This is a genomic window from Glycomyces sambucus (genome assembly GCF_900102815.1).
Taxonomy (GTDB): Bacteria; Actinomycetota; Actinomycetes; order Mycobacteriales; family Micromonosporaceae; genus Glycomyces; species Glycomyces sambucus.
This window is the reverse complement of sequence record NZ_FNGF01000002.1, coordinates 933,453-956,798: the sequence shown is the minus strand read 5'-3', so window position 1 is coordinate 956,798 and position 23,346 is coordinate 933,453. Positions and strand designations below refer to the sequence as shown.

The 23,346-nt window shown below is 73.8% G+C and carries 19 protein-coding genes; 8 read left to right on the top strand and 11 right to left on the bottom strand.

Annotated elements, in window-relative coordinates; translation table 11 throughout:
• Position 1 precedes the first annotated feature (1 nt).
• The 4 genes from BLS99_RS09585 to BLS99_RS09570 form a co-directional block, all read right to left on the bottom strand.
• Positions 2-1,315 (bottom strand): lanthionine synthetase C family protein, encoded by a 1,314-nt coding sequence (locus BLS99_RS09585; protein ID WP_091047514.1) that lies wholly within the window; start codon positions 1,313-1,315, stop codon positions 2-4.
• Entirely contained in the window at positions 1,312-4,368 is a 3,057-nt protein-coding gene (locus BLS99_RS09580; protein ID WP_091047510.1) for a lantibiotic dehydratase, read from the bottom strand. Before BLS99_RS09580 ends, BLS99_RS09585 begins: the two co-directional genes overlap by 4 nt.
• Before the next feature lie 82 nt (positions 4,369-4,450).
• Positions 4,451-4,651, bottom strand: coding sequence for a hypothetical protein (locus tag BLS99_RS09575; protein WP_091047507.1), 201 nt, complete (start codon positions 4,649-4,651; stop codon positions 4,451-4,453).
• A 143-nt stretch (positions 4,652-4,794) separates the two neighbouring features.
• Positions 4,795-7,596, bottom strand: a complete 2,802-nt coding sequence (locus tag BLS99_RS09570; RefSeq protein ID WP_176953275.1) for an AfsR/SARP family transcriptional regulator — start codon at positions 7,594-7,596, stop codon at positions 4,795-4,797.
• 285 nt (positions 7,597-7,881) lie between these two features.
• Between BLS99_RS09570 and BLS99_RS26145 the strand changes: the two genes are divergently transcribed.
• On the top strand, positions 7,882-8,148 hold the full coding sequence (locus BLS99_RS26145) for a hypothetical protein (RefSeq protein ID WP_176953274.1): 267 nt from the start codon (positions 7,882-7,884) through the stop codon (positions 8,146-8,148).
• 99 nt (positions 8,149-8,247) lie between these two features.
• On the opposite strand, the gene BLS99_RS09565 is transcribed toward BLS99_RS26145, so the two are convergent.
• Positions 8,248-9,447: a sulfotransferase family protein gene (locus BLS99_RS09565; RefSeq protein ID WP_091047500.1), complete on the bottom strand. Its 1,200-nt coding sequence runs from the start codon at positions 9,445-9,447 to the stop codon at positions 8,248-8,250.
• A gap of 227 nt (positions 9,448-9,674) precedes the next feature.
• Between BLS99_RS09565 and BLS99_RS09560 the strand changes: the two genes are divergently transcribed.
• Entirely contained in the window at positions 9,675-10,961 is a 1,287-nt protein-coding gene (locus BLS99_RS09560) for a hemolysin family protein (protein ID WP_218126376.1), read from the top strand.
• Positions 10,962-10,985: 24 nt separating this feature from the next.
• On the opposite strand, the gene BLS99_RS09555 is transcribed toward BLS99_RS09560, so the two are convergent.
• Positions 10,986-11,387 carry a hypothetical protein gene (locus tag BLS99_RS09555; RefSeq protein ID WP_091047491.1) on the bottom strand — a complete coding sequence of 134 codons (402 nt, stop codon included), beginning with the start codon at positions 11,385-11,387 and terminating at the stop codon, positions 10,986-10,988.
• A 347-nt stretch (positions 11,388-11,734) separates the two neighbouring features.
• Between BLS99_RS09555 and BLS99_RS09550 the strand changes: the two genes are divergently transcribed.
• Entirely contained in the window at positions 11,735-12,157 is a 423-nt protein-coding gene (locus BLS99_RS09550) for a hypothetical protein (protein WP_091047488.1), read from the top strand.
• 87 nt (positions 12,158-12,244) lie between these two features.
• Here BLS99_RS09550 and BLS99_RS26140 read toward each other — a convergent pair whose 3' ends face one another.
• Both BLS99_RS26140 and BLS99_RS09545 read right to left on the bottom strand, forming a co-directional pair.
• The gene (locus tag BLS99_RS26140; protein WP_176953273.1) at positions 12,245-12,415 is read right to left on the bottom strand and encodes a hypothetical protein; all 171 of its coding nucleotides are present in this window, start codon (positions 12,413-12,415) and stop codon (positions 12,245-12,247) included.
• Positions 12,412-13,467 (bottom strand): LacI family DNA-binding transcriptional regulator, encoded by a 1,056-nt coding sequence (locus BLS99_RS09545; RefSeq protein ID WP_218126375.1) that lies wholly within the window; start codon positions 13,465-13,467, stop codon positions 12,412-12,414. Before BLS99_RS09545 ends, BLS99_RS26140 begins: the two co-directional genes overlap by 4 nt.
• Positions 13,468-13,654: 187 nt before the next feature.
• Between BLS99_RS09545 and BLS99_RS09540 the strand changes: the two genes are divergently transcribed.
• The 4 genes from BLS99_RS09540 to BLS99_RS09525 all read left to right on the top strand — a co-directional run bounded on the left by BLS99_RS09540 (position 13,655) and on the right by BLS99_RS09525 (position 19,290).
• Positions 13,655-15,286 (top strand): GH39 family glycosyl hydrolase, encoded by a 1,632-nt coding sequence (locus BLS99_RS09540; protein ID WP_091047483.1) that lies wholly within the window; start codon positions 13,655-13,657, stop codon positions 15,284-15,286.
• A gap of 219 nt (positions 15,287-15,505) precedes the next feature.
• On the top strand, positions 15,506-16,867 hold the full coding sequence (locus BLS99_RS09535) for an MFS transporter (RefSeq protein ID WP_091047480.1): 1,362 nt from the start codon (positions 15,506-15,508) through the stop codon (positions 16,865-16,867).
• Positions 16,864-18,504 carry a carboxylesterase/lipase family protein gene (locus BLS99_RS09530; RefSeq protein ID WP_091047477.1) on the top strand — a complete coding sequence of 547 codons (1,641 nt, stop codon included), beginning with the start codon at positions 16,864-16,866 and terminating at the stop codon, positions 18,502-18,504. Before BLS99_RS09535 ends, BLS99_RS09530 begins: the two co-directional genes overlap by 4 nt.
• Positions 18,505-18,600: 96 nt before the next feature.
• Entirely contained in the window at positions 18,601-19,290 is a 690-nt protein-coding gene (locus tag BLS99_RS09525; protein WP_091047472.1) for a TetR family transcriptional regulator, read from the top strand.
• Here the strand turns inward: BLS99_RS09525 and BLS99_RS09520 are convergent.
• From BLS99_RS09520 to BLS99_RS09510, 3 genes are read right to left on the bottom strand one after another with little or no spacing between them, the layout of a single operon-like run.
• The gene (locus tag BLS99_RS09520; RefSeq protein WP_218126374.1) at positions 19,287-19,946 is read right to left on the bottom strand and encodes a TetR/AcrR family transcriptional regulator; all 660 of its coding nucleotides are present in this window, start codon (positions 19,944-19,946) and stop codon (positions 19,287-19,289) included. The genes BLS99_RS09525 and BLS99_RS09520 overlap by 4 nt on opposite strands.
• A 47-nt stretch (positions 19,947-19,993) precedes the next feature.
• Entirely contained in the window at positions 19,994-21,631 is a 1,638-nt protein-coding gene (locus tag BLS99_RS09515; RefSeq protein ID WP_091047468.1) for a long-chain-fatty-acid--CoA ligase, read from the bottom strand.
• A 12-nt stretch (positions 21,632-21,643) separates the two neighbouring features.
• Positions 21,644-22,411 (bottom strand): SDR family NAD(P)-dependent oxidoreductase, encoded by a 768-nt coding sequence (locus BLS99_RS09510; protein ID WP_091047465.1) that lies wholly within the window; start codon positions 22,409-22,411, stop codon positions 21,644-21,646.
• A 176-nt stretch (positions 22,412-22,587) separates the two neighbouring features.
• Here BLS99_RS09510 and BLS99_RS09505 point away from each other — a divergent pair, with 176 nt between their 5' ends.
• Entirely contained in the window at positions 22,588-23,343 is a 756-nt protein-coding gene (locus tag BLS99_RS09505; RefSeq protein ID WP_176953272.1) for an alpha/beta hydrolase, read from the top strand.
• The last annotated feature ends 3 nt before the right edge of the window (positions 23,344-23,346 follow it).

Genomic DNA, 23,346 nt, shown 5'->3' with positions numbered 1-23,346 from the left:
CTCACGCCAGCAGGAGCGCGGCGTCCCAGCCGCTCGCGGGAGCCCCGTCCCGCGCGTGGGCGTGCAGGGCCAGCGCCGTGCCCGCCGCGCCTTCGAGGAGCCCCGGCATGTCGAGGCCGGTGCTGTCGCCCATCTTGCGGGCCCGGAAGCCGAACGGGTGCCGCTCGGGATCGAACGCGGCGAGCGCCTGCGCGGCGGCCTCGTCCGCGCCCTCCCGGATCAGCGGGTCCGCGAGGTGGGCGTCGGCGCGCCGGAAGGTCTGGAGCAGGCCCGACCAGCCGTGGCACAGCATGGACTCGGGGAGGCCGGGGGAGCGGCGGAGCCGCTCGACCACGTCCCGCAGGACCGTTCGGGCGGTCTCGCGCCAGGCCGGCTCGTCCAGAGCGACCCCGGCGAGCAGGATCGCGTGCGCGATGCCCGGAGCGCCGTAGCACCATGTGGGCGGAATGCGGTGCCGATCGGGCCTGAGTCCCCGGGTGTACTCGGCCAGCGAGAGCGCCGCGGGCCAGTCCGGGCCGCCGAAGTCGCGATCGCGCTGCTCGACGAACCAGTCGGCCAGCCTTCCGATCGCCTCCTCATGGCCGGGGACGCGCACGCCCTCGCTCCAGGCGATCGCCAGGAGCGCGAGCGGGCCGGCGGCGCCGTGGGCGAGCCCGAAGTTGACGTGCCCGCCCGCGTCGGGCATGCCGGGGGTCGGGCCGTGGCCCACCCACCAGCCGGGCAGCTCGGCGCCGTCCACCCGGCGCGGCTCGGTGAACGCCACGAGGCGCGCGAGGACGTCCGCGGTGAACCCGCGGTGCTCGGGGCGACCGAGGAGGTACCTGCCGATGCCGGCGAGCCCGGACACCGCGTCGTATTCGCGGAACGAGGCTCCGCGGAAGGCGCCGTCCACGTGCCGGCGGGCCGGGAGCAGGGTCGCGGCGGTCGCGATGATGCGGCGGTCGAGCTTCTCCAGCAGCGTCGCGTAGTCGGCCGGGGACCGCGCCGCGGCCCGCGCGGCGAAGGCGAGCCCGGCGAGTCCGGTCTGGAGCCCGGCGTCGCCGGTCCGCCCCGCGTGCGCGACCGCCGCCGTCAAGTGGGCGTGGGCGATGCGGCGGTACCCGTCGTCGTGGTGCGCCAGTTCGGCGAACAGCAGGGCGATCCCGGGCGCCCCGGACGACAGGGACACCGGCTGCCAGCGCGGTCGCCGGCCGTCGTCGCCGAGCTCGATCCAAGGGGAGTCGTGCACGGTCGCCGCGGCCACGGCCCCGGGATCGGCGAGCCGTTCGGCGGTCTGCGCGACGCAGCGGTCGAGCGCGGCCTCCGGCGCGGTCATGCGCGTGCCGCCGCTCGGGCCCGGAAGGCGTGGGCCCGTTCGCGGACGAGGTCCAGGGCGCGGTACTCGAGCGGTTTGTGGACGCCGGTCATGCGGTTGGCGTGCATATGGAGCACGCTGCGCAGGATCGAGTCGAACTCCTCGCCGGACAGGTCGCCGGAGAGCAGGAACCGGCCCAGTTCGGCGCCGGCCCCGGCCCGGGCCGTCCAGCAGTCCGCCAGCCCCCGGCCCCCGGGCTCGGCGAACAGCCGCGTCCATTCCCCGGCGGGGTCGACGTAGTCGCGCAGGTGCCGCTCGAACCGGTCCTCGGCCGCGGTGGGGAGCGTCTCGGCCGCCCACCGCATCCAGTCCCACTCGCCGATCGAGCGGAGGATGTCGACGTGGTTCACGGCCGCGAGCAGCTCGGGCGGCAGGTGCCGCAGGCCCGCGGCGCGCCGCTGGAGCTGGCCGATGACGGCCTCGCTGTCGGCGTGGAAGAACCGCTCGGCGGCGGCGAGCGCCTCGGGGCCGCCGTAGCGGTTGACCTCGGGCTCGTACGTGTCGAGGGCGAACCGCCTGATGAGTCCGCTCCCGCGGGCTGCGGCCGCCCAGCGGGCGAGGGCGGGCAGGAGGGCGCCGTTGACGGCCTCGGGGTCGCCGTGGAACCGCAGGCGCAGGTGCGGCTCGGGGTCGCGGTAGCGGATGAAGAACCACCGGTCGACGCCGGAGGGGAGGTCGGCCAGCAGCGCGGGCAGGCTTCGGCAGAGGACGTCGTCGTGGCTGCGTTCGACGGCGTAGAGCTTGGCGTACAGCCATTCGGTCCCGGGCTCGTACCGGATCGCGCTCGGCGGCGGCGCCACCGCCACACGGTCGGGGCGGGCCGGGGCGGGGTCGGCGGCGTCGAGCTGGACGATGAACTCGGCGGCGCGCCCGTCGAGCCACCGCAGTCCCGCGCCTTCGCCGGTGAGGCTCTCGTGCAGCACCAGGTCGGGACTGCGGTGCAGCTCCCGCTGGAGCATGGTGCGGTGGAGCCCGGAGTCGAGGTTGAGTTCGAGGCGCTGGTCGCGGAGGACGGCCTCGACGCGCGCGGGCACGTCCCAGCGTTCGCGCCACGCGGACAGCCGGTCGTCCAACCGGTCCTCATCGCGGCCGAGCGCGGCGCCCGGGCGCCACCGCGCCGGGGAGAGGACGGTCCTGCCGTATCTGACGCGGGGCAGGTACGGCAGCCGGTCGAGGCGTCCCCAGTCCCACCAGCGGGCGGCGGGCGCGGCCGAGGACTGCTCGATGTCGAGGAGGAGCTGCACCACGTTCGGGTACTGGTGCCTGGTGTTGAGCATGTGCGGCAGGACCGGCCGCACCACGTCGCCGGTCGAGAGCCGCACGAGGTAGAAGCCGTGGTGGTCGGCCCGCACGGCGAGGTCCTCGATGTCGATCGCCGCGGGCTCGTCCTCGAAGACGCCCATGGGAAGGGAGGGGAGCGGCAGCCGCGGGACGGTCGCCACGTTGCGGTTCCGCTCGGTCACCGGCGTGCACAGCAGTTGGACCTCGCGGCCGTGCCGGGTGCGGCCCGCGGGATCGGCGAGGCCGCTTCCCCCGTCGAACATGTGCATGAACCGGCCGGCCATCGCGCCGGGCCTGGTGGGGCCGCCGATCGGGGACATCGCCGCGGTGAACCTGCCCTCGTCGAGGTCGGCGAGCGAGGCGGCGAAGAGCCTGAAGCACAGTTCGGTCGCGTCGGGGACGCGCACCGGCTGGGGACCGCTGAGCCGGTCGACGGCCCCTTCGTCCAGGACCAGTTCGCCGCGGTCGCGGACGGCGGTCCAGGCGAGCTCGTTGAGCGCGGCGGCGCGTTCGGCGTCGAACGGCGAGGAGGCGTCCGAGCGCGTCTCCCGGGAGGAGGCGGGGATGCGGTACCCGGCCGGGGCGTCGAGGCCGGTGGCGGGGTCGAGGAGGTCGAGCACCGGCACCGCCTGCTCGACGCCGTAGCGTTCGAGGTAGTCGCCGTGGTACTCGTTCAGGTTGGGCGGCAAGGGCTTCGGTGCGATGCGGTACACGGCGGCGGCGACCCGCTCCATCTCGCGGGCGACGGCCGGCGGGAGCGTGAAGTCGCCGTCGTAGCGCAGCTCGACCTGAACGGGCGGGTACCGGGTCGGGTGGTGGGCCGAGAGCACCTCGGTCATCGCGCGCAGTTCGGGCCGGCCGGCCCCCAGCGGGGTGCGGCAGTACGCCTCGCCGGCCTCCCGAGCGGCGTCCAGGACCGGCGCGACCGGCGTGCCGGCGAGCTTGGCGGCGAAGTGGTCGGCCGGTTCGGTGTCGGTGGGGTGCGGCGGGAGGTCGCTCAGCAGGAACCGCCGGCGCACGAGGTCGTCGACGAGCCCGGCGATCGCGTCCGGTTCGGCTCCGGGGAGTTCGCGGCCCAGGGCGGCTTCGAGGTCGCGGTAGGAGATCGGGCGCCGGGCGAGCCGCATCGCGGCGGCCACGGCGGGAGTGCGGCGGATGGAGGAGCTGCCGGCCTCCCGGAATCCGGCGGCGTGCTCCTTCTCCTGGGTGTAGAACAGCTCCAGGCGGTCGCCCCGCTCGCGGCGCAGGTTGTTCGCGACCAGGCGGAGCCTCGCGCGGACCTCCGGCCGGCACTCCATGCCCTCGGCCGCCTCGGCGAGCCAGCCGGTGTCCACGCGGGCCCACTTGCGGTGGTCCTCGCCGAGCGCGGCCTGCGCGGCGGCGCCGAAGCCGCCTGCGGCCACGCCCGCGAACAGGCCGAAGGGCGTGGCCCTGGTGCACATCCGCAGCAGGTAGCGGGTCGTGGCGAACGCGGCCCGCTCCAGTTTCGGCACCGGCGTGGCCTCCCCGGCCTCGAACCGGTCGAGTGTCTCCGAGAGGCTCGAACTCGAGACGGCGAGCGCCTCCCTGACGACGGGGTCCTTGATGATCCGCCGCAGGTAGTCGGCGAGGCGGTCGGGATAGCCAGGCGAGTCGGGCGCGAGATCCGCCCACGTCTCGGCCGCCCGGTCCGCCGGGGTCACCGCGATGCGGGCGACGACGGCCCGCTGCGCGCGGAACAGGTCCTTGCTCATGGGTCTCTCTGCTTCCTGGTCGCCTGGGCCATCCCGCCTCGCCGCTATGCCTGCGTGCGCGGGCCGTCGCCTTGCGGTGCCGTCAGCAGCCGCTCTTCCAGTCCGAGGCCGCGCAGCACTGGTTGCAGCTCACGGTGAAACAGGTCGCGGTGGCGCAGGGGCTGGTCGCGCAGTTGTCGGTCGGCTGGCTGCCGTGCGGCAGCAGGTCGACGTCCACCTCCGATTGGAAGTCGAGGTCGAAGATGTCGTCGTTGCGCGCGGGCTCGATGAGGATCGTGGTCATCGGTTCACTTCCTTCGCTGGTCGCTGTTGTGACCCGGCGATTCAACGGCAGCGCGGCTTCACCGCTGCGTCAGATCCGCTTCAGCGGCGGCGCCGCGCTCGCGCACGTGTGCGGTCCGACGGCGCGCGGTCGCGCCCGCGCCGTCAGGAGCCGGATCCCTGGGGCCCCTCTCCGGCTTCGGGTGCGCCGGCGTGCTCGATCGCTTCAAGGAGCGCGGCGGCGCGGTCGCGGGCGATGCGCGCCCCGTCGGCGTCGCCCCATCCTTCGCGGAAGCCGGCGAGGGTCCCGTACAGGTCGGCCTCGTTGTAGCGGTCGCCGACCTCGCGGAAGATCCCGATCGCCCGGACCAGGTGCGCTTCGGCCTCGGCGTGCGCACCGAGCCCGTGGTGGACATGGGCGAGGCTGTCGAGGGTCTCGGCCTCGCCGCGGCGGTCGCCGAGCCGGATCTGGAGTTCGAGGGCGGTCTCGCACAGTTCGCGCGCCGGTTCGAACTCGCCGAGTCTGAGGTGGTCCCAGCCGAGCGCGTTGAGCGCCCTGGACTGGCCGACGACGTGCCCGGCCGCCTCGAACCGGTCCAGTGCGCACCGGTTGTGCCGCAGAGCGGCCTGGAAGTCGAGGCGGGTCTCTTCGAGCCAGCCGAGGTTGATGTACGTCATCGCCTCGCCGACGGGGTCGGGCGCGATCGCGTAGTGGTCGAGCGCGGACAGGAACTGGCCGGTCGCCTCGCCGAGCCGGTCCATGCGGACCAGCGCGCGTCCGAGCAGCCGGCGCGACAGCGCGACCTGCGCCGGCTCGCCCTCGCGGGCCGCGGCGGCGGCCGCGAGGCGCTGGGTGGCGGCCCAGTCCTCCCAGAGGCTCGACAGGTCGAGGTAGGTCGTCATCGCCCAGGCCAGCCGCCAGCACCGGCGGTCGAATCCGCGATCGGCGGCCAGGCGCACCAGCCTGGCCAAGGTGTGCCGCTCGTGCGCGAACCAGGCCAGGGCCGCGTCGCGGTCGGGCAGCTCGCGCACGGGAACGGTCGGCTCGGGCAGGGCGATCGGGTCCCGCTGCGGGTCCAGGAGCGCGTCGGCCCGGTGCGCGGTGTGCGTGTAGTGGTCGCAGAGGCGACCGATCGCCGCGGCGATGCCGGCGTCGTCGTCGCACTCCTCGGCCAGCGTGGCCGCGTACGCGCACAGGAGGTCGTGCAGGGTGATCCTGCCGCCGGGGCGCTCGGCGGCGAGGCTGGCGCGGGCGAGTTCGCCCAGCGCCACCGCGGCCTGGGCGACGGTGAGCCCGGCGAGGCTCGCCGCCGCCTCTGCGGTGAGCTCGGCGCCGGGGACGGTGCCGAGGCTCCGGAACAGCCGCGCGGCGTCCTCGCCGAGCCCGCGGTACGACCAGGAGAAGACGGCGCGCAGGTCCGGCCCGTGCCCGGCGAGTCCGTCGAGGACGCCGACCGGGGAGGACAGGGTCGCGGTGAGGTCCGACAGCGGCAGGTGGGCGGCGGTGGCGGCGCGCGCCGACGCGACGGCGAGCGCGAGCGGCAGCCCGGAGCAGCGCTGGACGAGCACGTCAAACGCCGCGCGTTCGCGTGCGGCGCGGTCGGGGCCGATGCGGCGCATGAACATCTGCCGGGCGTCGGCGGGCGGCACCGGCTCGACCGGGAGCGGGTGGGCGGCGGTGGCGGCGACCAGGCCGCCGAGCCGGTCGCGGCTGGCGACGAGGGTGAAGCAGCCGGGGCCGCCGGGGAGGAGGGCGCGCACGTGCTCGGGGTCCGCGGCGTTGTCGAGGACGACGAGCAGGCGCTTCCCTGCGGTGATGCTGCGGTAGAGGCCCGCGCGGGCGTCGAGGTCTTCGGGGACGTGTTCGGGCGGAACGGCGAAGGCGTCGAGCAGCCGCCGCACGGCCTCGTCGGTCCCGACCGGCGGTCGGGGCCCGAATCCGGCGAGGTCGATGTAGAGCTGCCCGTCGGGGAACCTCGGGGCGGCCCGGTGCGCGAAGTGCACGACGAGGGAGGTCTTGCCGACCCCCGCCATGCCGGTGACGACCGCGACCTTCGAGCCCCGCCCGGAGGGGGCGGCCACGAGCGCTTCGAGTTCCTTCAGCTCGTCGATGCGGCCGACGAAGTGGTCGACGTCCATGGGGAGCTGCCGCGGCACCGGCACCGGCCGCGGCGCCGACTGCGGGGACGGGGGCGGCTCGGCGCCCTCGGTGAGCAGTTCGCGGTGCAGCCGTTGCAGATCGGCGCCGGGGTCGGCGCCCAGCTCCTCGGCGAGACGGGTCCGCACGGTCTCGTACGCCTCCAGCGCCTCGGCGCCCCGGCCGGTGGCCGACAGGGCGAGGACGAGCCGCGTCCACAGCGACTCGCGCAGCGGGTACGCGGCGGCGAGGGCGCGCAGTTCCGCGATGCGCGAGCCGGCCCGCCCGGCGGCGAGGTCGAGGTCGACGAGGCGTTCGATCGCGGCCAGGCGGCGCTCGACCAGGCGGGGCGCATCGGTCTCCAGCAGGAGCCGCGACTCGAGCCCGGTGAACGGCTCGCCGCGCCACAGACCCAGGGCCTCTTCCAAGAGCGGGTACGCCTCGCCGTCCCCCGCCGCGGCGGCCCGGTCGAGCAGGTGCTCGAATCGGAGCGCGTCCACGTCCTCGGGATCGACGCGAAGACGCGCCCCGGAAGAAGAGGTGAGGACGCGTCCCGTCCCGAGCGCGGCGCGCAGCCGGCTGAGATACGTCTGGAGGCTGCGGCGCACGTTGCCGGGGAAGTCCTCGCCCCACACGATCTCGGCGAGCCGGTCGAAGGACACCGTCGCGTCGGCCGAGACCGCCAGGCCCGCGAGCAGGGCTCGGAGCCGGTGGGAGGTCACCGGGACCTCCGACCCGTCCACAACGGCGCCGACTTCGCCCAGGATCGTCACGGAGCAGTGTTCGGAGGCGTCTGCCGGCGTGGGCTCGGCGGGCCGTGAGAGGGGCATCCGTGCATCATAAAGCGCCCCAACCCGCTCATGCGGGGGAAGCGAGCGCCCACCGGGCCCGAAGCGGGCGGGCGTCGTGATGCGCACCGGACCCACGGCGCCCGGTCGGCTTCGGCGGCTGCCGCGGGCACCGTCCGGTCGGCGGCGACCCGCCGGAGGTGAAGCGGCCGAGGACGTGTCGGGTATCCGCCAGTCCGGGTTCCCGCGTTCCCCCGGCGGGGCGTCCCGGCGCCTCCTACGCTCGACGAGCCTCCGGTGGGGGCCTCGACTGCGAAGGAGACCCGCATGTCCGTACTCGCTCGACGCACGGTCCAGGGCCTGGCGGCGCTCGCGCTCGCGGGGGGCCTCGCGCTCTCCGCGCCCGCGCCCGCCCAGGCCGGCGTCCTCGACTGCACGGGGTTCCTGAGCGACCACGGGTACATCGTCGGCCCGAACGTCTACCTCGCCTGCACGGAGGCGCTGGAGTGGAACGGGCACGTCAAGTGCTTCGACCGGCTCGTGTCGATCCGCGTCGACCCCGACCACGCCGACGAGGCGTGCTTCCTGGTCTGACCCGGTCGCAGGGGAATGGTTGCGGCCGAACGCCCTGCACGCCATGGGCGCCGGGACCGGCCCCGCCCGCGCGGCGGCGCCGGCCCGGCGGGCGCCACGTTAGCTGTTCAGGGTCATCACCCAGTTCATGTAGTCGCCGAAGGCGCCCTCGATGTCGTCCTCGGTCAGGTCGAACTGGCGGATCGAGTACTCGTGGCGGCGGTCGGTGACCGGGCGCGCGAGCGCGTCCGCGAGGTGGGCCGCGTCGGTGTTGCTCCAGGTCGCGCCGAGCTGGCGGTACAGCTCGGGCACATAGCGGTCGGGGTCGGCGTTGAGCCGGTGGTAGGGCACGTCCACGACGGAGGCGCGGTTGCCCTGGCGCCAGGTGCGGCCCTTCTCGACCGTCTCGGACATGACCTCCAGCGCGAGCCGCCCGATGGCCGCGCGGTCGATCTGCTTGAGGAACAGCGAGTACGACAGGTCGATGAGCGAGCACAGCGAGCCCATGACGGTGATCGGGTCGCGGTGGGTCCACACGAACACCGCGTCCGGGAACACCTGCTTGATCGTGGCCATCTCGCCGAGGTCCAACGGGTTCTTCAGGACCCAGCGGCGGCGCTCGCGCCCGTACTGGAGGACCTGGAGGACCTCCTTGAGGTACCGGTAGTCCGGCGCGGCGTCGCGCTCGCCGAGCCAGCGCTGGTACTTCGGCATCGGCGAGTGGTACAGGACGTGGTACATGCCCTGGGGGAGCAGCAGGATGCTCTCCTCGGCCTTGGTGGCCTCGACGGGGTGGACGATGTCGAAGTCCGGGGCCCACTTGGTGACCACTTTGGCCTTCTCGGCGAGCTTGACGCGCTTGCGCTCCACCTCGGGGTCGACGGCCAGGTCCGGGTGGGCCATCTCCCAGCGCAGCGGTCCGCGGTGCGCGGGGGCGGCGGCGAGGATGCGGTGCGCGAGGGTCGTCGCGGTGCGGGGCAGGCCCACGACGAAGACCGGCCGCTCGATCGGCTCGGCGCCGATCCCGGGGTGCTCCTGGTGGAGGCGGCGCACGCGCAGGCGGGTGACGAGCCGCTGCTGGGCGTCGTTGAGGCTGCTGATCCAGCCGATGGGCGTCAGGCCGGGGACGTCGGCGACGCAGCCGAGCAGGAACCGGAACTCCTCGATCCAGTCCTGATCGGACTTGTCGATCTCGACGCCGGCCTCGCGCTGCGCGGCGGTCACCGCCTTGTCCCACGCGGCGTCGGGGTTGCGGCGGGAGCGGGCGACCGGGGCCATGAGCGCGTTCGTCAGGGCCAGAGCGGGAGTGGTGCGGGCCATGGGGAATCGTGTCCCTTCGAGGGAGCGGGCGGGATGCCCAGCATCCTATGACCGCCCTTGCCGGTCCCTTCCGGAAGGTCCGAGCGCGGCCCGCCGCATCCGTGTCACCTATGTATGGCCGCGGTCACACCTCGGGTTCGTTTCGGGGCATTCGCCCGAATCCTCATGCTCCGGTGCCGGTAGCGGTCGGTAGGCTCGCGGCAACATCGATCGAGGAGGTTGTTGCCGTGGGCGGCTATGGAGGGCAGCTCGCGCTGGTCGTGGTGCTCATCGGACTGAACGCGGTGTTCGCCGGCAGCGAGATGGCGCTGGTGACCCTGCGCGACAGCCAGATCCAGCGCCTCGAACGCGAGTCCCGGGGCGGGCGGGTGCTCGCCAGGCTCGCGCGCGACCCGAACCGGTTCCTGGCCACCATCCAGATCGGCATCACCCTCGCCGGGTTCCTCGCCTCGGCCACCGCCGCCGTCGCGCTCGCCCAGCCGCTGGTGCCGGCGCTGTCGATGTTCGGCTCGGGCGCCGAATCGGTCGCGATCGTCCTCGTCACGCTCGTGCTCACCTTCGTGACGCTGGTGTTCGGCGAGCTGGCCCCCAAGCGGATCGCGATGCAGCGCGCCGAGCGCTGGGCGCTCCTGGTCGCCCGGCCGCTCGACGTCCTCGCGAGCATCGCCCGGCCCGCGGTCTGGCTGCTGGGCCGCAGCACCGACCTGGTCGTGCGCATCACCGGCAACAATCCGGCCGCCTCGCGCGACGAGGTCACCACCGAGGAGATCCGCGACCTCATCGAGGCCCAGCGCGACTTCACGGCCGACCAGCGGACCATCCTCTCCGGCGCGTTCGAGATCGCCGAGCGGGTGCTGCGCGAGATCGTCATCCCGCGCCGCGACGTCACCTCGATCCCCGCCGCCGCCACGACCGCCGAGGCCGCGCAGATCCTCATCGACACCGGCCACTCGCGCGCCCCGGTCGCCGGCCCCTCCGGCATCGACGACGTGGTCGGCATCGTCCACTTGCGGGACCTCGTCGGCACCGACCTCCCCGTGACCGAGCGGGCCCGCCCGAGCATGGTGCTCCCCGAGAGCCTCAAGGTCACCGACGCGCTCCGCCAGATGCGCGACGACCACGAGCAGTTCGCGATCGTCGTCGACGAGTACGGGGCCGTCGAGGGCATCATCACCATGGAGGACCTGGTCGAGGAGATCGTCGGCGAGATCTACGACGAGTTCGACCGCGACATCCAGACCGTGCAGCGCGAGGACGACGGCGCCATCGTCCTGCCCGGCGGCTTCCCCCTCCACGACCTCGTCGACCTCGGTGTGGACCTCGACCGGACCGGCCACGGCGACTACGCCACCGTCGCCGGACTCGTCCTCGATCACCTCGGCCGCGTCCCCGACCGTCCCGGCGAGTCCGTGTCCATCGAGGACTACACCGCCGAGGTCCTGGAGATCAAGCGCAACGCCATCACCAAGGTCCGCCTCCGCCGCGACCCGGCCCCGGAGCCCGACGACGAGTAGCGGGGCCTTCGCGGGTGCCGCGGTCTAGGCCGCGGCGACCGCCGCGGTGCCGCCGCCGACCCGCGGTTTCGCCGCGCTGAGGAACTCGTCCTGCGCCACCTGCCGCCGGTGCCGCGCCTCGCCGACCTCGATCCCGGCCTCGTAGGTGCGCCCGGACCGCTCGACCAGGGCGTCGGCGCGCCCGAGGGCCTGGTTCGCCTCCAGGAGCTCGTTCGCCATGCGGCCGAAGAACACGGCGCGGTCGAGGCCGTCCACGGCCGCGACCGTTCCGAGCCACCGCTCGCGGGCCGCGGCCACGTTCTCCCCGTTCAGCACGGCGTCCCAGGCGGGGGTGTCGTCGTGGCCGGCCTGCCAGTACGCCTGGGCCCATTGCTCGACGAGTTCACGGGCGGCGAGCAGTTCTCCGAGATCACGACGTGTATGCATGAGGACAACGTATCCAGTGGGACGCCCCTTCCGCTTCGGCCGACCGCTCCGCAGTTGGGGGCCGTTCGACCGATCGGCCGCTCGGGGGAGGTGCGCCCTCAGGAGGTGTAGGCGTCCGCGATCTGCCTGCGGTGCAGGGTGGTCAACCGGTGGACGAGGAGGACGACCGCTGGTTCGGCGATCCCGGAGACGAGGCGGTCCCGCCTGTGATCCGCCGGATTTCCGCCTGGTGGGAGGGCCGCCGGACCGAAAGACTGTGCAGCATCGCGACGCACCGGCGTCGAGGACCCCGACGCGAACCGAGGCGCACCGACGCGTCCGCCCGGTCGCGGGAACAGGAGCGGATCATGGCAGCACACCTCAAGGGCCGCATGCGGATGCTCGCGGCGGTCACCGCCGCGTTCGCGGTGTCGATCGGCGGACTCGCCGTCGCGGGCACCGCCGCGGCGGCACCGGCGCCCGAGTACGCGCCCACGGGCGCGGCGGCCGACGACATCGGGACCCTGGCGATCCCGTGCACGACCGGCACCGGCTGGACCGGCGACAACCCCACCTCGCAGAACTACGCGTGGGCGCGCTGCGACGCCTCGGGCTCCCCCAACCCCAACTACTGGGCCTTCCGGGTCGAGTGGAGCTGCACCGGCGAGTCGCAGATCCGGCTCGGCCCCTACCTGCGCGCCGACGGCCGGACCCTCCGCGGGTACTGCCCCGCGGGCAAGCGCGTCGACTACTCCTCGGTGGGCACCCTGTACACCGGCGACATCGGCTGACCCGGGCCGGCGCGGCGATCAGCGCGCGGACGGCACCGCGCGCCGACGATGCGCTTCCCCGACTCGGGGAGGCGCGGGCGCCCGGCCTCAGCGGTCGACGTGCTCCGAGGCGCGCGCCGAGGAGGACGTCGCCTCGGTGTCGCGGTCGCCGCCCGCGGACTGTGCGGGCTCGTGCTGCTGCTGGTCGCGTTCGCGCTGCTGCCGGGCGCTCCAGCGGTTCTGGAGGCGGTTGCGGCGCACGTGGGGATCTTCGCTCATCGGATGGCTCCCTTCGTGATGAGCACTGGGCCGGTCGAGTCGCGGATGCTGAGTGCGGTGGCGAGCTGGAGGTGCCTGGAGACGGGCGCGGTGCCTTCGGCCATGGCGAGCACCGTCTCGACGGCGATCCTGCCCATGCCGGCGAGCGGCTGGCGGACGGAGGTGAGGCGCGGCGTCATCCATTCAGTCTGCGGGGTGTCGTCGAATCCGGTGACGGACAAAGCGGCCGGAACGCCGACGTCGAGTTCGGCCGCCGCGGCGAGGACGCCGATGGCGATCTCGTCGTTGCCGGCGACGATCGCGGTGGGCGGCGCGGCGAGCGACAGCAGCTCGCGCGCGTGGAGCCGGCCGGACTCGACCTCGAAGGCGCCGTGGCGGACGAGGTCGGGGTCGGCGGGGAGGCCGGCGGCGTCGAGCGCGGCGCGGAGGCCGTGGAAGCGCTCGGCCGAGGGCGCGGAGGAGAGCGGGCCGCCGATCCAGGCGATCCTCTTGTGGCCCAGTTCGATCAGATGGTCGGTCGCCGAGCGGCCGCCGGCCCAGTTGGTGGCGCCGATGCTGACGACCCGGGAGTCGGTGGTGTCGATCGGGTCGATGGCGACCACCGGCAGTGCGAGGTCCCTGGCGGCGTCGATGATCGGGTCGGGGACGGTGACGGCGAGGCCGATGACGCCGATCGCCCCGGCGGCCTGCTGCTGGGCGACCCAGGTGCGGGCGCTGGTGCGGGAGTTCGCGATCTTCTCGCCCGGGGGCAGGCGCAGCAGCAGCTCCGCGTCGGCCTCGGTGGCCGTGTCGAGGATGCTCTGGAGCACGGTGCCGGCGTAGCGGGAGGCCACGAAGTCCAGGACCGTCACCAGGGCGCGGTTGCGCCGGCGCTCGTGCCGCGGCGTCGTCCCCCGGTAGCCCACCTGCTCGATGACGTTGAGGACGTACGCCCGGGTGCTGGGGGAGACGTCGCTGCGTCCGTTGAGGACCTTGGAGACGGTCGCGGGCGAGACCCCCGCGCGCGCCGCGACGTCGGCCAGTGTGACCTTCTCGGGACGGGGGCGCTGCACCACCGGCAATCCTTTCGGAGTTTCGAAAACATTTCGACCATACCATAGTCATGATGATGACTCGATGTGACCGTGATCTAGAACCGGCAGTGTATTGACAGCTCGTGAAGCAAACGCTAGCCTGACAGCGCTCGAATCTATTTCGAAAACATTTCGAAAACATAGCGCACGGCAACGGAACGAGGCCATGGACAGCGACCGCACCGCCCTCTTCACCGTCGACGGCCGCCCCGGCGCCGACGACCCCCTCCGCCACGTCTGGAGCGACTGCGCCGGCGCCGGACGCGCCAACGAGGCCCTCCGCGCCGACTGGCAGCGCCAGTTCGCCGAAGCCGTCGACACCCTCGGCTTCCGCTACATCCGCTTCCACGGCCTCTTCCACGACGACATGTTCGTCTACCGCGAGACCTACGGCGGCGGCTTCGGCCCCGACAACCGGCTCCCCGCGCCCGTCCACATCTTCAGCTACGTCGACAAGGTCTTCGACTTCATCCTCGAGACCGGCGCCCGCCCCTTCGTCGAACTCGGCTTCATGCCCCGCGCCCTCGCCACCGTCACCGACACCCTCTTCTGGTGGAACGCCCACTGCAGCCCGCCCAAGGACATGGGCAAGTGGGTCGAACTCGTCACCCGCACCGTCGAGCACTGGATCGGGCGCTACGGCCTCGACGAGGTCCGGCAGTGGCGCTTCGAGGTCTGGAACGAACCGAACCTCGTGCCCCACTTCTGGACCGGGACCCGCACCGAGTACTTCGAGCTCTACGAGCAGACCGCGCTGGCGATCAAGCGCATCGACCCGCACCTGCGCGTGGGCGGGCCCTCCACGAGCGTCTTCGTCCCCGACGACCGCTACCTCGGCGAGACCGAGGACCGCGCCGCCTCCCACGCCACCGCCGCCGCCCCCGACGTCGACGCCCTCGACTGGCGCCCCGTCTGGATCGAGGAGTTCCTCACCTGGTGCCGCGAGCGCGACGTCCCGGTCGACTTCGTGACCACCCACCTGTACCCCACCGACTACGCCTTCGGCTCCGACGGCAACGGCGTGGCCCTCGCCCGGTACGCCGACGCCACCTACGACGACCTGCGGCTCCTGCGCGACCTCATCGCCGGCTCCGCCTACCCCGACGCCGAAGTCCACATCACCGAGTGGTCCACCTCGCCGTCCTCGCGCGACCGCATGCACGACACGCTGTTCGCCGCCACCGCCATCACCCGCGCCTACCTCCAGTGCGCCGCGCTCGCCGACTCCATCTCCTACTGGGCGTTCACCGACGTGTTCGAGGAGGGCGGCGCGGGCATCGGCCCCTTCCACGGCGGGTTCGGCCTCGTCACCGAGGACGGCGTCCACAAGCCGACCTTCCACGCCATGGCCATGCTCGAACGCCTCGGCGACCGGCTGCTGCTGTCCACCCCGCACGGCGTCCTCACCCGCGACAGCCGCACCGCCGCGGTCGCCGGACTGTTCTTCAACTACCCCGAGGACATGGGGACGCGTTCAGTCGGCTCGGCCGACTCGTACGCCCAGACCCGCGCCCTGGCCGAGCAGGGCCCCGGCCGCCGCATCCGGCACACCGTCGGCGGCCTCGCCCCCGGCGCCGTCTTCCTCGTCGAGGTCCTCGACTGGGACCACGGCAACCCCGCCGAAGCCTGGTACGCGATGGGAAGCCCGCTCAACCCGACCAGGGAGCAGAGCCGCCACCTGCACGACGTCGCGGACGCCCTGCACCGCTTCACACTGACCGCCACCGACGACGGCGTCCTCGACATCGACCTCGAACTCGCCCCGTGGGCGATCGCCTCGGTGCGCCAGGCGGTCTGACCCCGCGCGCACGATCACAGCGGAGGCCGGTGGAACCCCACCGGCCTCCGCCGTTTCGCCTCCGTGCACGCGGGGCCGCCCGGCGAATCGAAATCAATCGATCTGCGAGCGCCAGGGGCTTGCCTTTCGGATGCGGGTGCGCCACACTCATGGCACCAGATGCCAAAGTGTCGATCAAACTGCGGCACGGCGTGCCACTCAATGTCGAGAGGACCCCTCATGACCCAGCCGCACGCAGCGGCCCGCGACGACGCACTGCACCGCGCCGCCACCAGGAAGGCCCTGACCCACCTCCTGCCGCTCCTCTGCCTCGCCTACTTCATGGCCTTCGTCGACCGCACCAACGTCGGCCTCGCCAAGACCCAGCTCGAAGCCGACGTCGGCATCGGCGCCGCCGCCTACGGACTCGGCGCCGGCATCTTCTTCCTGAGCTACGCCCTCCTCGAAGTCCCCAGCAACCTGATCATGCACCGGGTCGGCCCCCGGGCCTGGATCACCCGCATCGCCATCACCTGGGGCGTCCTCACCGCCTGCATGGCCCTCGTCCAGGGCGACCTGAGCTTCTACGCCATCCGGTTCCTGCTCGGCGCCGCCGAAGCCGGCCTGTTCCCCGCCCTCATGTACATCATCACGGTCTGGTTCGCGCAGTCCCAGCGCGCCACCATGGTCGGCCTGCTATACATGGCCGTCTGCCTCGGCCTCGCCATCGGCAGCCCCCTCGGCGGCGCGCTCATGGAGATGGGCGGCACCGGCGGCATGCACGGCTGGCAGTGGATGTTCCTCCTCGAAGGCGGCTTCACCGTCCTCGTCGGCCTCGCCGTCTGGCGCTGGCTGCCGAACAAGCCGTCAGAGGCGAGGTGGCTCACCGCCGACGAGGCCGCGGTCCTCGAAGCGCGCGCCCGCGTCGCCACCGCCCCCGACCACCCCACCCTCCGCGGCAACGTCAAGGTCGCGTTCGGACGGCCGTTCATCCTCGCCCTCGCGACCGTCTACTTCGCCAACCAGATCGCCTCGGTCGCCATCCAGTACAACTTCCCCTCCATCGTCGAGAGCATCGACATCACCCGGCCGTTCCTCATCGGCCTCGTCTCCGGCAGCGTCGGCATCGCCGCCCTGCTGGGCGTCATCGCCATCCCCGCCGTCCAGCGCCGCGTCCGCAACGAGGTCGCGGTCATCATCTGGTGCTCCCTCGGCACGGCCGCCTCCGCGGTCGCCTACGTCCTCACCACCGCGCCCGTCGCCCGCATCCTCCTCATCGACCTCGCGATGTTCTTCCTCATCGGCGTCCTCCCGCTCTACTGGTCGGTCGCGCAGCAGCGCATGCAGGGCCTCATGGCCGCCGCGGGCCTCGCCTTCATCAACACCATCGGACTCATGGGCGGCTTCATCGGCCCCTACCTCTACGGCTGGTCCGAGGCCGCCTCCGGCGCGGCCGCCTCCGCGTGGATCGTCCTCGTCGGCTCCTCGCTGCTCGGCGTGGCCCTCATCCCGCTCCTCCACACCACCGTCCGGCGCGAGGACCGCACCGCGACCGACCGCACCGGACACGACGAGACCGCGACCGCCGGGAGCCCGACATGACGACCCGACGCCTCCTCACCGCCCTCGCCGCGGCGCTGGCACTCGTGCTCGCGCCCACCGCCGCGGTGGCCGACCGCGGGCACGAGGGCGGCGCCTCGCCCCTCCTGCGCCAGACCACCCTCGGCCCCGTCCTCGGCGTCGACGACCGGCGCGGCACCGGCACCTACTCCTGGCTCGGCATCCCGTACGCCGAACCGCCCGTCGACGACCTCCGGTGGCGGGCCACCGTCCCCCACCGCCCCTGGAGCACCGTCCTCGACGCCGACGAGTACGGCGACGGCTGCGCCCAACCGGGCCGGTTCTTCAGCCCCTCGCCCGACGGCCCGCACTACGACCTGGAGGTCCGCGACGGGCTCCGGCAGCCGGTGGGGGAGGAGGACTGCCTGACGCTCAACGTGTTCCGGCCCTCCACCGCGGCCAAGCGCCTGCCGGTCGTGGTGTTCGTCCACGGCGGCAGCAACGTCGTCGGCTACGCCGCCGACCCGATGTACGACGGGCGGGCGCTGGCCGAGGCGGCCGGAGCGGTGGTGGTCACCGTCAACTACCGCCTCGGGCTCTTCGGCTGGTTCGACGGGGTCCGGGCGGACACCGGCGACCCGCTGACCGACTCCGGCAACTTCGGGCTCCTCGACCAGATCGAGGCGCTGCGGTTCGTCGGCGACAACGCCCGCGCCTTCGGCGGCGACCCGGGCAACGTCACGATCATGGGCGAGTCCGCGGGCGCGGTGAACGTGTGGGCCCTCATGGTCGCCCCCGACGCCCGCGGCCTGTTCGACAAGGCCGTGCCGATGAGCGGCGGGATGAGCACCACGCCGCCGGCGACCGCGCGCGCCTACGCCGCGAACCTCGCCGCCGCGGCGGCCGAGGAGGCCGGCCTGTCCGGGCCCGAAGCCGGTGCGCCCCTGCTGGAGGCGATGTCCGCCGACGACCTGGTGGCCCTGGCCCTGCGGCACGGGCTGGACGCCACCCCGGCGGTCATCGCCGACGGCGCCGTGGTCCCGGCCGACCCCTATGCCGCCCTCGGCGACGGCTCCCTGCGCGACGTCCCGGTCCTGGCCGGGAACACCACCGAGGAGGGCAAGCTGTTCGGCTCGCTCGTCGGCGCCCACCGGCCGAGCGACTACGACCGCTTCACCATGCAGTACGAGTTCGACCCCGACCGCCCGACCGGTGTGACGGTCGAGGACCTCCTGGTCGACCGGTACCTCCCGGTGGACGCCCCGGGCGGCTGGAACGAGGTGTCCGACGAGCTGACGGAGCTGGTGTTCATGGGCATCGCCGAGCGCTCCATGGACACGCTGCAGGACAGCGGGAACCGGAGCGTGTACTACTACCAGTTCGCGTGGGACAACGAGCCGGCGCCGTTCGACGACGTCTACGGGGCCGTCCACGCCATGGACCTGCCGTTCGTGTTCGGGAACTTCGACCGGAACGTGTTCTCCTACGCGTTCAGCGAGGCCAACGAGCCCGGGCGGCTCGCGCTGTCGGACCGCATGGCCGGCGCGCTGCGCCAGTTCATCAGGACCGGCAGCCCGCAGACCCCGGCGATCCCGGTCCGGTGGGGGCAGTGGCCCGCGAGCGTCGTCTTCGACGCCGACGACCGCCGGGTGCGGATCACCGCCGGCCGGTTCGGCTGAGCGGGGCGCGGAGCGCCCGGAAGCGCCACCGCGGCCGGGCGCCCGCGCTCCTACACTGGCGTGCAGGGAAGCGACGACGAGACGAGAGGGGCGACGGTGTCCGAACAGGCCCGGGAGTCCAAGGACACCAAGTACCGCATCGCCGAGACCGCGATGGCCCTGTTCCTGGAGGAGGGCTACGAGACGGTCACCGTCGAGGCGGTCGCCGAGGCTTCAGAGGTCTCGCGCCGCACCGTCTTCCGGTACTTCGGCGGCAAGGACGAGCTGCCGTTCCCCGACCACTCGGCGCGGCTGCGGCGCCTGGAGGCCCACCTGAACGCCGCCGGGCCCGACGAGGACCCGGTGGAGGCCGTCATCGGCGGCACCGAGGCGTCGCTGCGCGATTTCCTCCGGCACCCGCAGCTGGTCTTCCGCCGGTACCGGCTCACCCGCCGCGTCCCCGAGCTGCGCAACCGCGAGATCGTCGAGCACGAGCGGTACGTGGCGATGACCTCGGCGTTCCTGCGGGGCCGCCTGGCACCGGACGCGCCGGGGTTCCAGGCCATGGGCCTGGCCGCGCTCATCGACGCGATGCACCGCTCGGCCCTGGGCGGCTGGGCGCGCAGCGAGGGCGCGACCGACGCGATGGCCGAGCTCCACGCGGGCATGGCGTGGGTCCGCGGGCTCACCGCCGAGTACGCGCACCCGAGCCCGGTGCGGCAGGTGCTGCTCGCGACCCTGCCCGACACGCCCGAGGTGCGCCGGACGCTGACCGCACTGCGCGACAGCGCGACCGAACTCCCTTAGCCGCCCTTCGGCGCGACGAGCCGCTCCGCCAGGTCGGCGTTGAACCGGCCCAGCTCCTCGGGGCTGTCGGCGCCGCCGGGGCGGTACCAGCGGGCGAGGTCGACCGCCAGCGAGATCAGCGCCCGGGAGGTGCGGTGGACGTCGACGCCGGCGTCGAACCGGCCCGCCTCCACGCCCGCGGCGACCGCGAGGCGGAACACCTCGTTCGTCTCGTGCCGGATGCCCAGCACCTCGGTGTAGTGCTCCTCGTCCAGCGCGCCCAGCTCGTACTGGCACACGCGGGCGACCACGTGGTGGCGGGCGTGGAACTCCGTGTACCGCGATACCAGCTCCCGCAGTCGCGCGGCCGGGTCGGGCGAGGGCTCGGGGCCGGTGAGGACGTCGCGGGCGCGCCGGTGCCCCAGCCGCACGATCGCGAACAGCGCCAGCTCCTTCGACGGGAAGTGCACGTACAGCGCGGCGGGGCTCAGGCCCGCGCCGGAGGCGATGTCGCGCGTCGTCGTGCCGTGGAAGCCGTTCGCGGCGAAGGCGCGCACCGCGGACAGCAGCAGCCGCCTGGGGACCTCCGCATAGGACTCGGCGCCGGGCAGGTCCGCCGCCGCGAGCTCGGCGGCCGACAGCGGCGCGGCGCGGGGCGGCGGTGGAGCCTGGGGCACGGTCGTCTCCCTCCCTGCGGGTCCGGTGCGTTCGGTACGACGTGACGCTACAGGCCCGTGCCGGCGCCGGGCCCGCCCCGGGCGAGCGAGCGCAGCACCGCCTTGGCGGTCTTCCCGGTCGCGGTCCTCGGAACGGCGTCCACCACGGTGAACCGGTCCGGGATCCACCACGCCGCGACCTGCCGCAGCAGGTGGCGGCGCAGCTCGTCCTCGCCGACCGCCGCGCCCGGCTCGAGGACGAGGTACGCGCGGGGGCGCTCGCCCCAGCGCTCGTCCTCCACGCCGACGACCGCGGCCTCCCGCACCAGCGGATGGTCCGTCAGCGCCTGCTCCAAGGCGACCGAGGAGATCCACTCCCCGCCCGACTTGATCATGTCCTTGGTCCGGTCCACGATCCTCAGGTACCCGTGCGCGTCGAGCGAGGCCACGTCGCCGGTGCGCAGCCACCCGTCCGCGGTGAACGAGGACGCGCCCGGGTCCGCGCCGAAGTACCCGGCGGCGATCGTCGGGCCCGCCACCTGGAGCTCGCCCGAGGCGACCCCGTCGTGCGGCACCGGCCGCCCCGCGTCGTCGACGATCCGGACGTCCACCAGCGGCACCGTGGGGCCGGGGAGGCCGACCACCGCGCGGCGCCCGTCGCCGTCGAGGGCGTCCAGGTCCGAGGCGACGCGCCCCGCGGCGACCAGCGGGCTGCACTCGGTCATGCCCCACGAACCGGTGATCGGGATGCCGACCGCCGCCTCCCATGCGCGCGAGAGGGAGTCGGGCAGGGCACTGCCGCCGCTGACGACCGTCCGCAGTGCGGACAGGTCGTGCGAGGGCAGGTGCGGCAGGAGCCCCCGCCAGATCGCGGGGACCCCGGCGGTGAGGGTCACGCGGTGGCGTGCGAGCCGGTCCGCCAGCGCCTCCGGGGCCATCGCGGGTCCGGGGAGCACGAGCGCCGCGCCCGCGGCCAGTGCGGCGTAGGGCAGGCCCCAGGCGTTGACGTGGAACATCGGGACGACGGGCATCACCGTGTCCCGCTCGCTGACCGCGAGGGCGTCGGCGCCGAGCAGGGTGAGCGCGTGCAGGACGACGGACCGGTGGCTGTAGAGGACCCCCTTGGGCCTGCCCGTGGTGCCGGAGGTGTAGCAGAGCCCGGCGGCGTCGTCCTCGGCGACGGCCGGCGACCGGGGCGGCTCGTGGTCGGCGGGGACCGTGCCGAGCAGCTCCTCGTAGTCGAGGACGCGCGGGTCGTCCGGGACCGGGCACGCGGCGCCGTCGTCCATGACGACCACCCGCCGCACGCTCGCGGCCGCCGCCACCAGGTCCCACACGGCGGGCAGCAGCGAGCGGTCGACGAAGACCACGTCGTCGGCGGCGTCGTGGAGGATGTGGGCCACGTCGTCGCCGTGCAGCCGGTGGTTGACGGTGTGCAGCACCCGCCCGCCGGCGGGGACGGCGAGGTAGAGCTCCAAGTGCCGCTGCGTGTTCCACGCGAAGGTGCCGACCCGTGCCCCGGGCGGGACGCCGAGCAGGCCGAGCGCGGCCGACAGCCGCCAGGCGCGGGCGACGACCCCGCCCCAGGTCGCCGCCGTCTCGCCGCCGACCGTCCCGGTCACCACGGCCTTGCCCGCGAACATCCGCTGCGCCCGGCGCATGAGCGCGCCGATCTCCAGTGGACGGTCCTGCATCATGCCTCGCACGGTTCCCCTGCCTCACGCGACCGTCTGGCCGCCGTCGACGTACAGCGTCTGGCCGGTGATGTACGAGGACTCGTCGCCGGCGAGGAACGTCGCGGCGGCGGCGATGTCCTCGGGCCTGCCGATGCGCCCGACCAGGGTGGCCTGGGCGGTGCGCCGCTGGAACTCCTCGGCGCTCAGCCCCAGGCGCGCCGCGGTCGCGTCCGTCATCTCGGTCGCCACGAAGCCCGGCGCGATGGCGTTGACGTTGACCCCGAAGGGCCCCAGCTCGATCGCGAGCGTGCGGGTGAATCCCTGGACGCCCATCTTCGCGGCCGCGTAGTTCGCCTGGCCGCGGTTGCCCAGGGCCGAGATGCTGGAGAGGTTCACGATCTTGCCGTACCGCTGGGCCACGAAGCGGGACTGCGCGGCGCGCGACATCAGGAACGCGCCCTTGAGGTGCACCCCGATGACCTGGTCCCAGTCGTCCTCGGACATCTTGAACAGGAGGTTGTCGCGGGTGATGCCGGCGTTGTTCATGAGGACGTGGAGGCCGCCGAGCTCGTCGGCGGCGCGGGCGACGGCCCGCTCGGCGTCGGACGCGGAGGTGACGTCCGCGCCGATGCCGATCGCCTTGGCGCCCTTGACGAGCGGCAGGCCCGCGGCCGCTTCGGCCGCGGCCGGGGCGTCGAGGTCGATGAGAGCGACCGAGGCGCCCTCGGCGGCGAACCGCGCGGCCGAGGACCGCCCGATCCCGCGGGCCGCGCCGGTGATCGCCACGACGCGCCCTTCGAATCGTCCCATGTGCACTCCTTCGCGGGCGGGTCGCGGCGGCACGCGGCCGCCTCCAGGTTACTAAGCGCTTGCTTAGCGAGGATCATGGCACAGCCGCGGCCGCCTGTCCAGCGCCCGGCCGCCACCCTTCGGAACGGCGCCCCGCACCCGGCGCCCCGAGTCCCGCCCTGTGCGACCCTGATGCCGTGGAACTCCTCGACATCGCACACCGCGGCCGCACCCTCCGCGGCGCGCTGCACCTGCCCTCCGACAAGGACGCGCCGGTCCCGGCGGTCGTGCTCTGCCACGGGTTCGGCGGCAACCGCGCCGAGTTCGGGTACACGTTCGTCCGCGCCGCCGCGGCGCTCGCCGCACAGGGGATCGCCGCCTTCCGGTTCGACTTCGCCGGCTGCGGCGACTCGGACGGCGAGTTCGACGACCTCACCGTGTCCGACCAGGTCGCCCAGACGGTCGCCGTCCTCGACGCGGTCGGCGCCCACCCGGCGGTCGACGCCGACCGGCTCTCCCTGCTCGGCATGAGCCTCGGCGGACTCACCGCCTCACTGGCCGCCCCGCACCGGCCGGTCCGGTCGCTCGTCCTGTGGGCCCCGGCCGCGCTCGCCGTCGCGATGACCGAGGAGGGCGCGAAGCGCCGCGCGGCGGCGATCGCCGAGCACGGCTACGACGACTTCGGCGGCCTGCCCATCCGCCGGCCGTTCGTCGACGACGCCGCGCGCATCGACCCGTTTGCCGACGCCGCCGCGTACACCGGGCCGGTGCTCCTCGCCGTCGGCGCCGACGACTTCGTCCTCGAGAACGGCGTCCTCGACCGCTACCGCGACGCGTACGCCGACCGGCTCGACCTCCACCTCTTCGCCGGCGTCGGCCACGGCTTCGAGACCGTGCCCGCCCGCGAGCGCCTGGTCGAACTCTCCGCGGCCTTCGCGGCCCGGCACGCCTGAGCC

Coding starts and splice junctions, on each gene's coding strand:
- BLS99_RS09585 (WP_091047514.1), bottom strand. CDS start 1,315: ATGACCGCGCCGGAGGCCGCGCTCGACCGCTGCGTCGCGCAGACCGCC.
- BLS99_RS09580 (WP_091047510.1), bottom strand. CDS start 4,368: ATGAGCAAGGACCTGTTCCGCGCGCAGCGGGCCGTCGTCGCCCGCATC.
- BLS99_RS09575 (WP_091047507.1), bottom strand. CDS start 4,651: ATGACCACGATCCTCATCGAGCCCGCGCGCAACGACGACATCTTCGAC.
- BLS99_RS09570 (WP_176953275.1), bottom strand. CDS start 7,596: ATGCCCCTCTCACGGCCCGCCGAGCCCACGCCGGCAGACGCCTCCGAA.
- BLS99_RS26145 (WP_176953274.1), top strand. CDS start 7,882: ATGTCCGTACTCGCTCGACGCACGGTCCAGGGCCTGGCGGCGCTCGCG.
- BLS99_RS09565 (WP_091047500.1), bottom strand. CDS start 9,447: ATGGCCCGCACCACTCCCGCTCTGGCCCTGACGAACGCGCTCATGGCC.
- BLS99_RS09555 (WP_091047491.1), bottom strand. CDS start 11,387: ATGCATACACGTCGTGATCTCGGAGAACTGCTCGCCGCCCGTGAACTC.
- BLS99_RS09550 (WP_091047488.1), top strand. CDS start 11,735: ATGGCAGCACACCTCAAGGGCCGCATGCGGATGCTCGCGGCGGTCACC.
- BLS99_RS26140 (WP_176953273.1), bottom strand. CDS start 12,415: ATGAGCGAAGATCCCCACGTGCGCCGCAACCGCCTCCAGAACCGCTGG.
- BLS99_RS09540 (WP_091047483.1), top strand. CDS start 13,655: ATGGACAGCGACCGCACCGCCCTCTTCACCGTCGACGGCCGCCCCGGC.
- BLS99_RS09535 (WP_091047480.1), top strand. CDS start 15,506: ATGACCCAGCCGCACGCAGCGGCCCGCGACGACGCACTGCACCGCGCC.
- BLS99_RS09530 (WP_091047477.1), top strand. CDS start 16,864: ATGACGACCCGACGCCTCCTCACCGCCCTCGCCGCGGCGCTGGCACTC.
- BLS99_RS09510 (WP_091047465.1), bottom strand. CDS start 22,411: ATGGGACGATTCGAAGGGCGCGTCGTGGCGATCACCGGCGCGGCCCGC.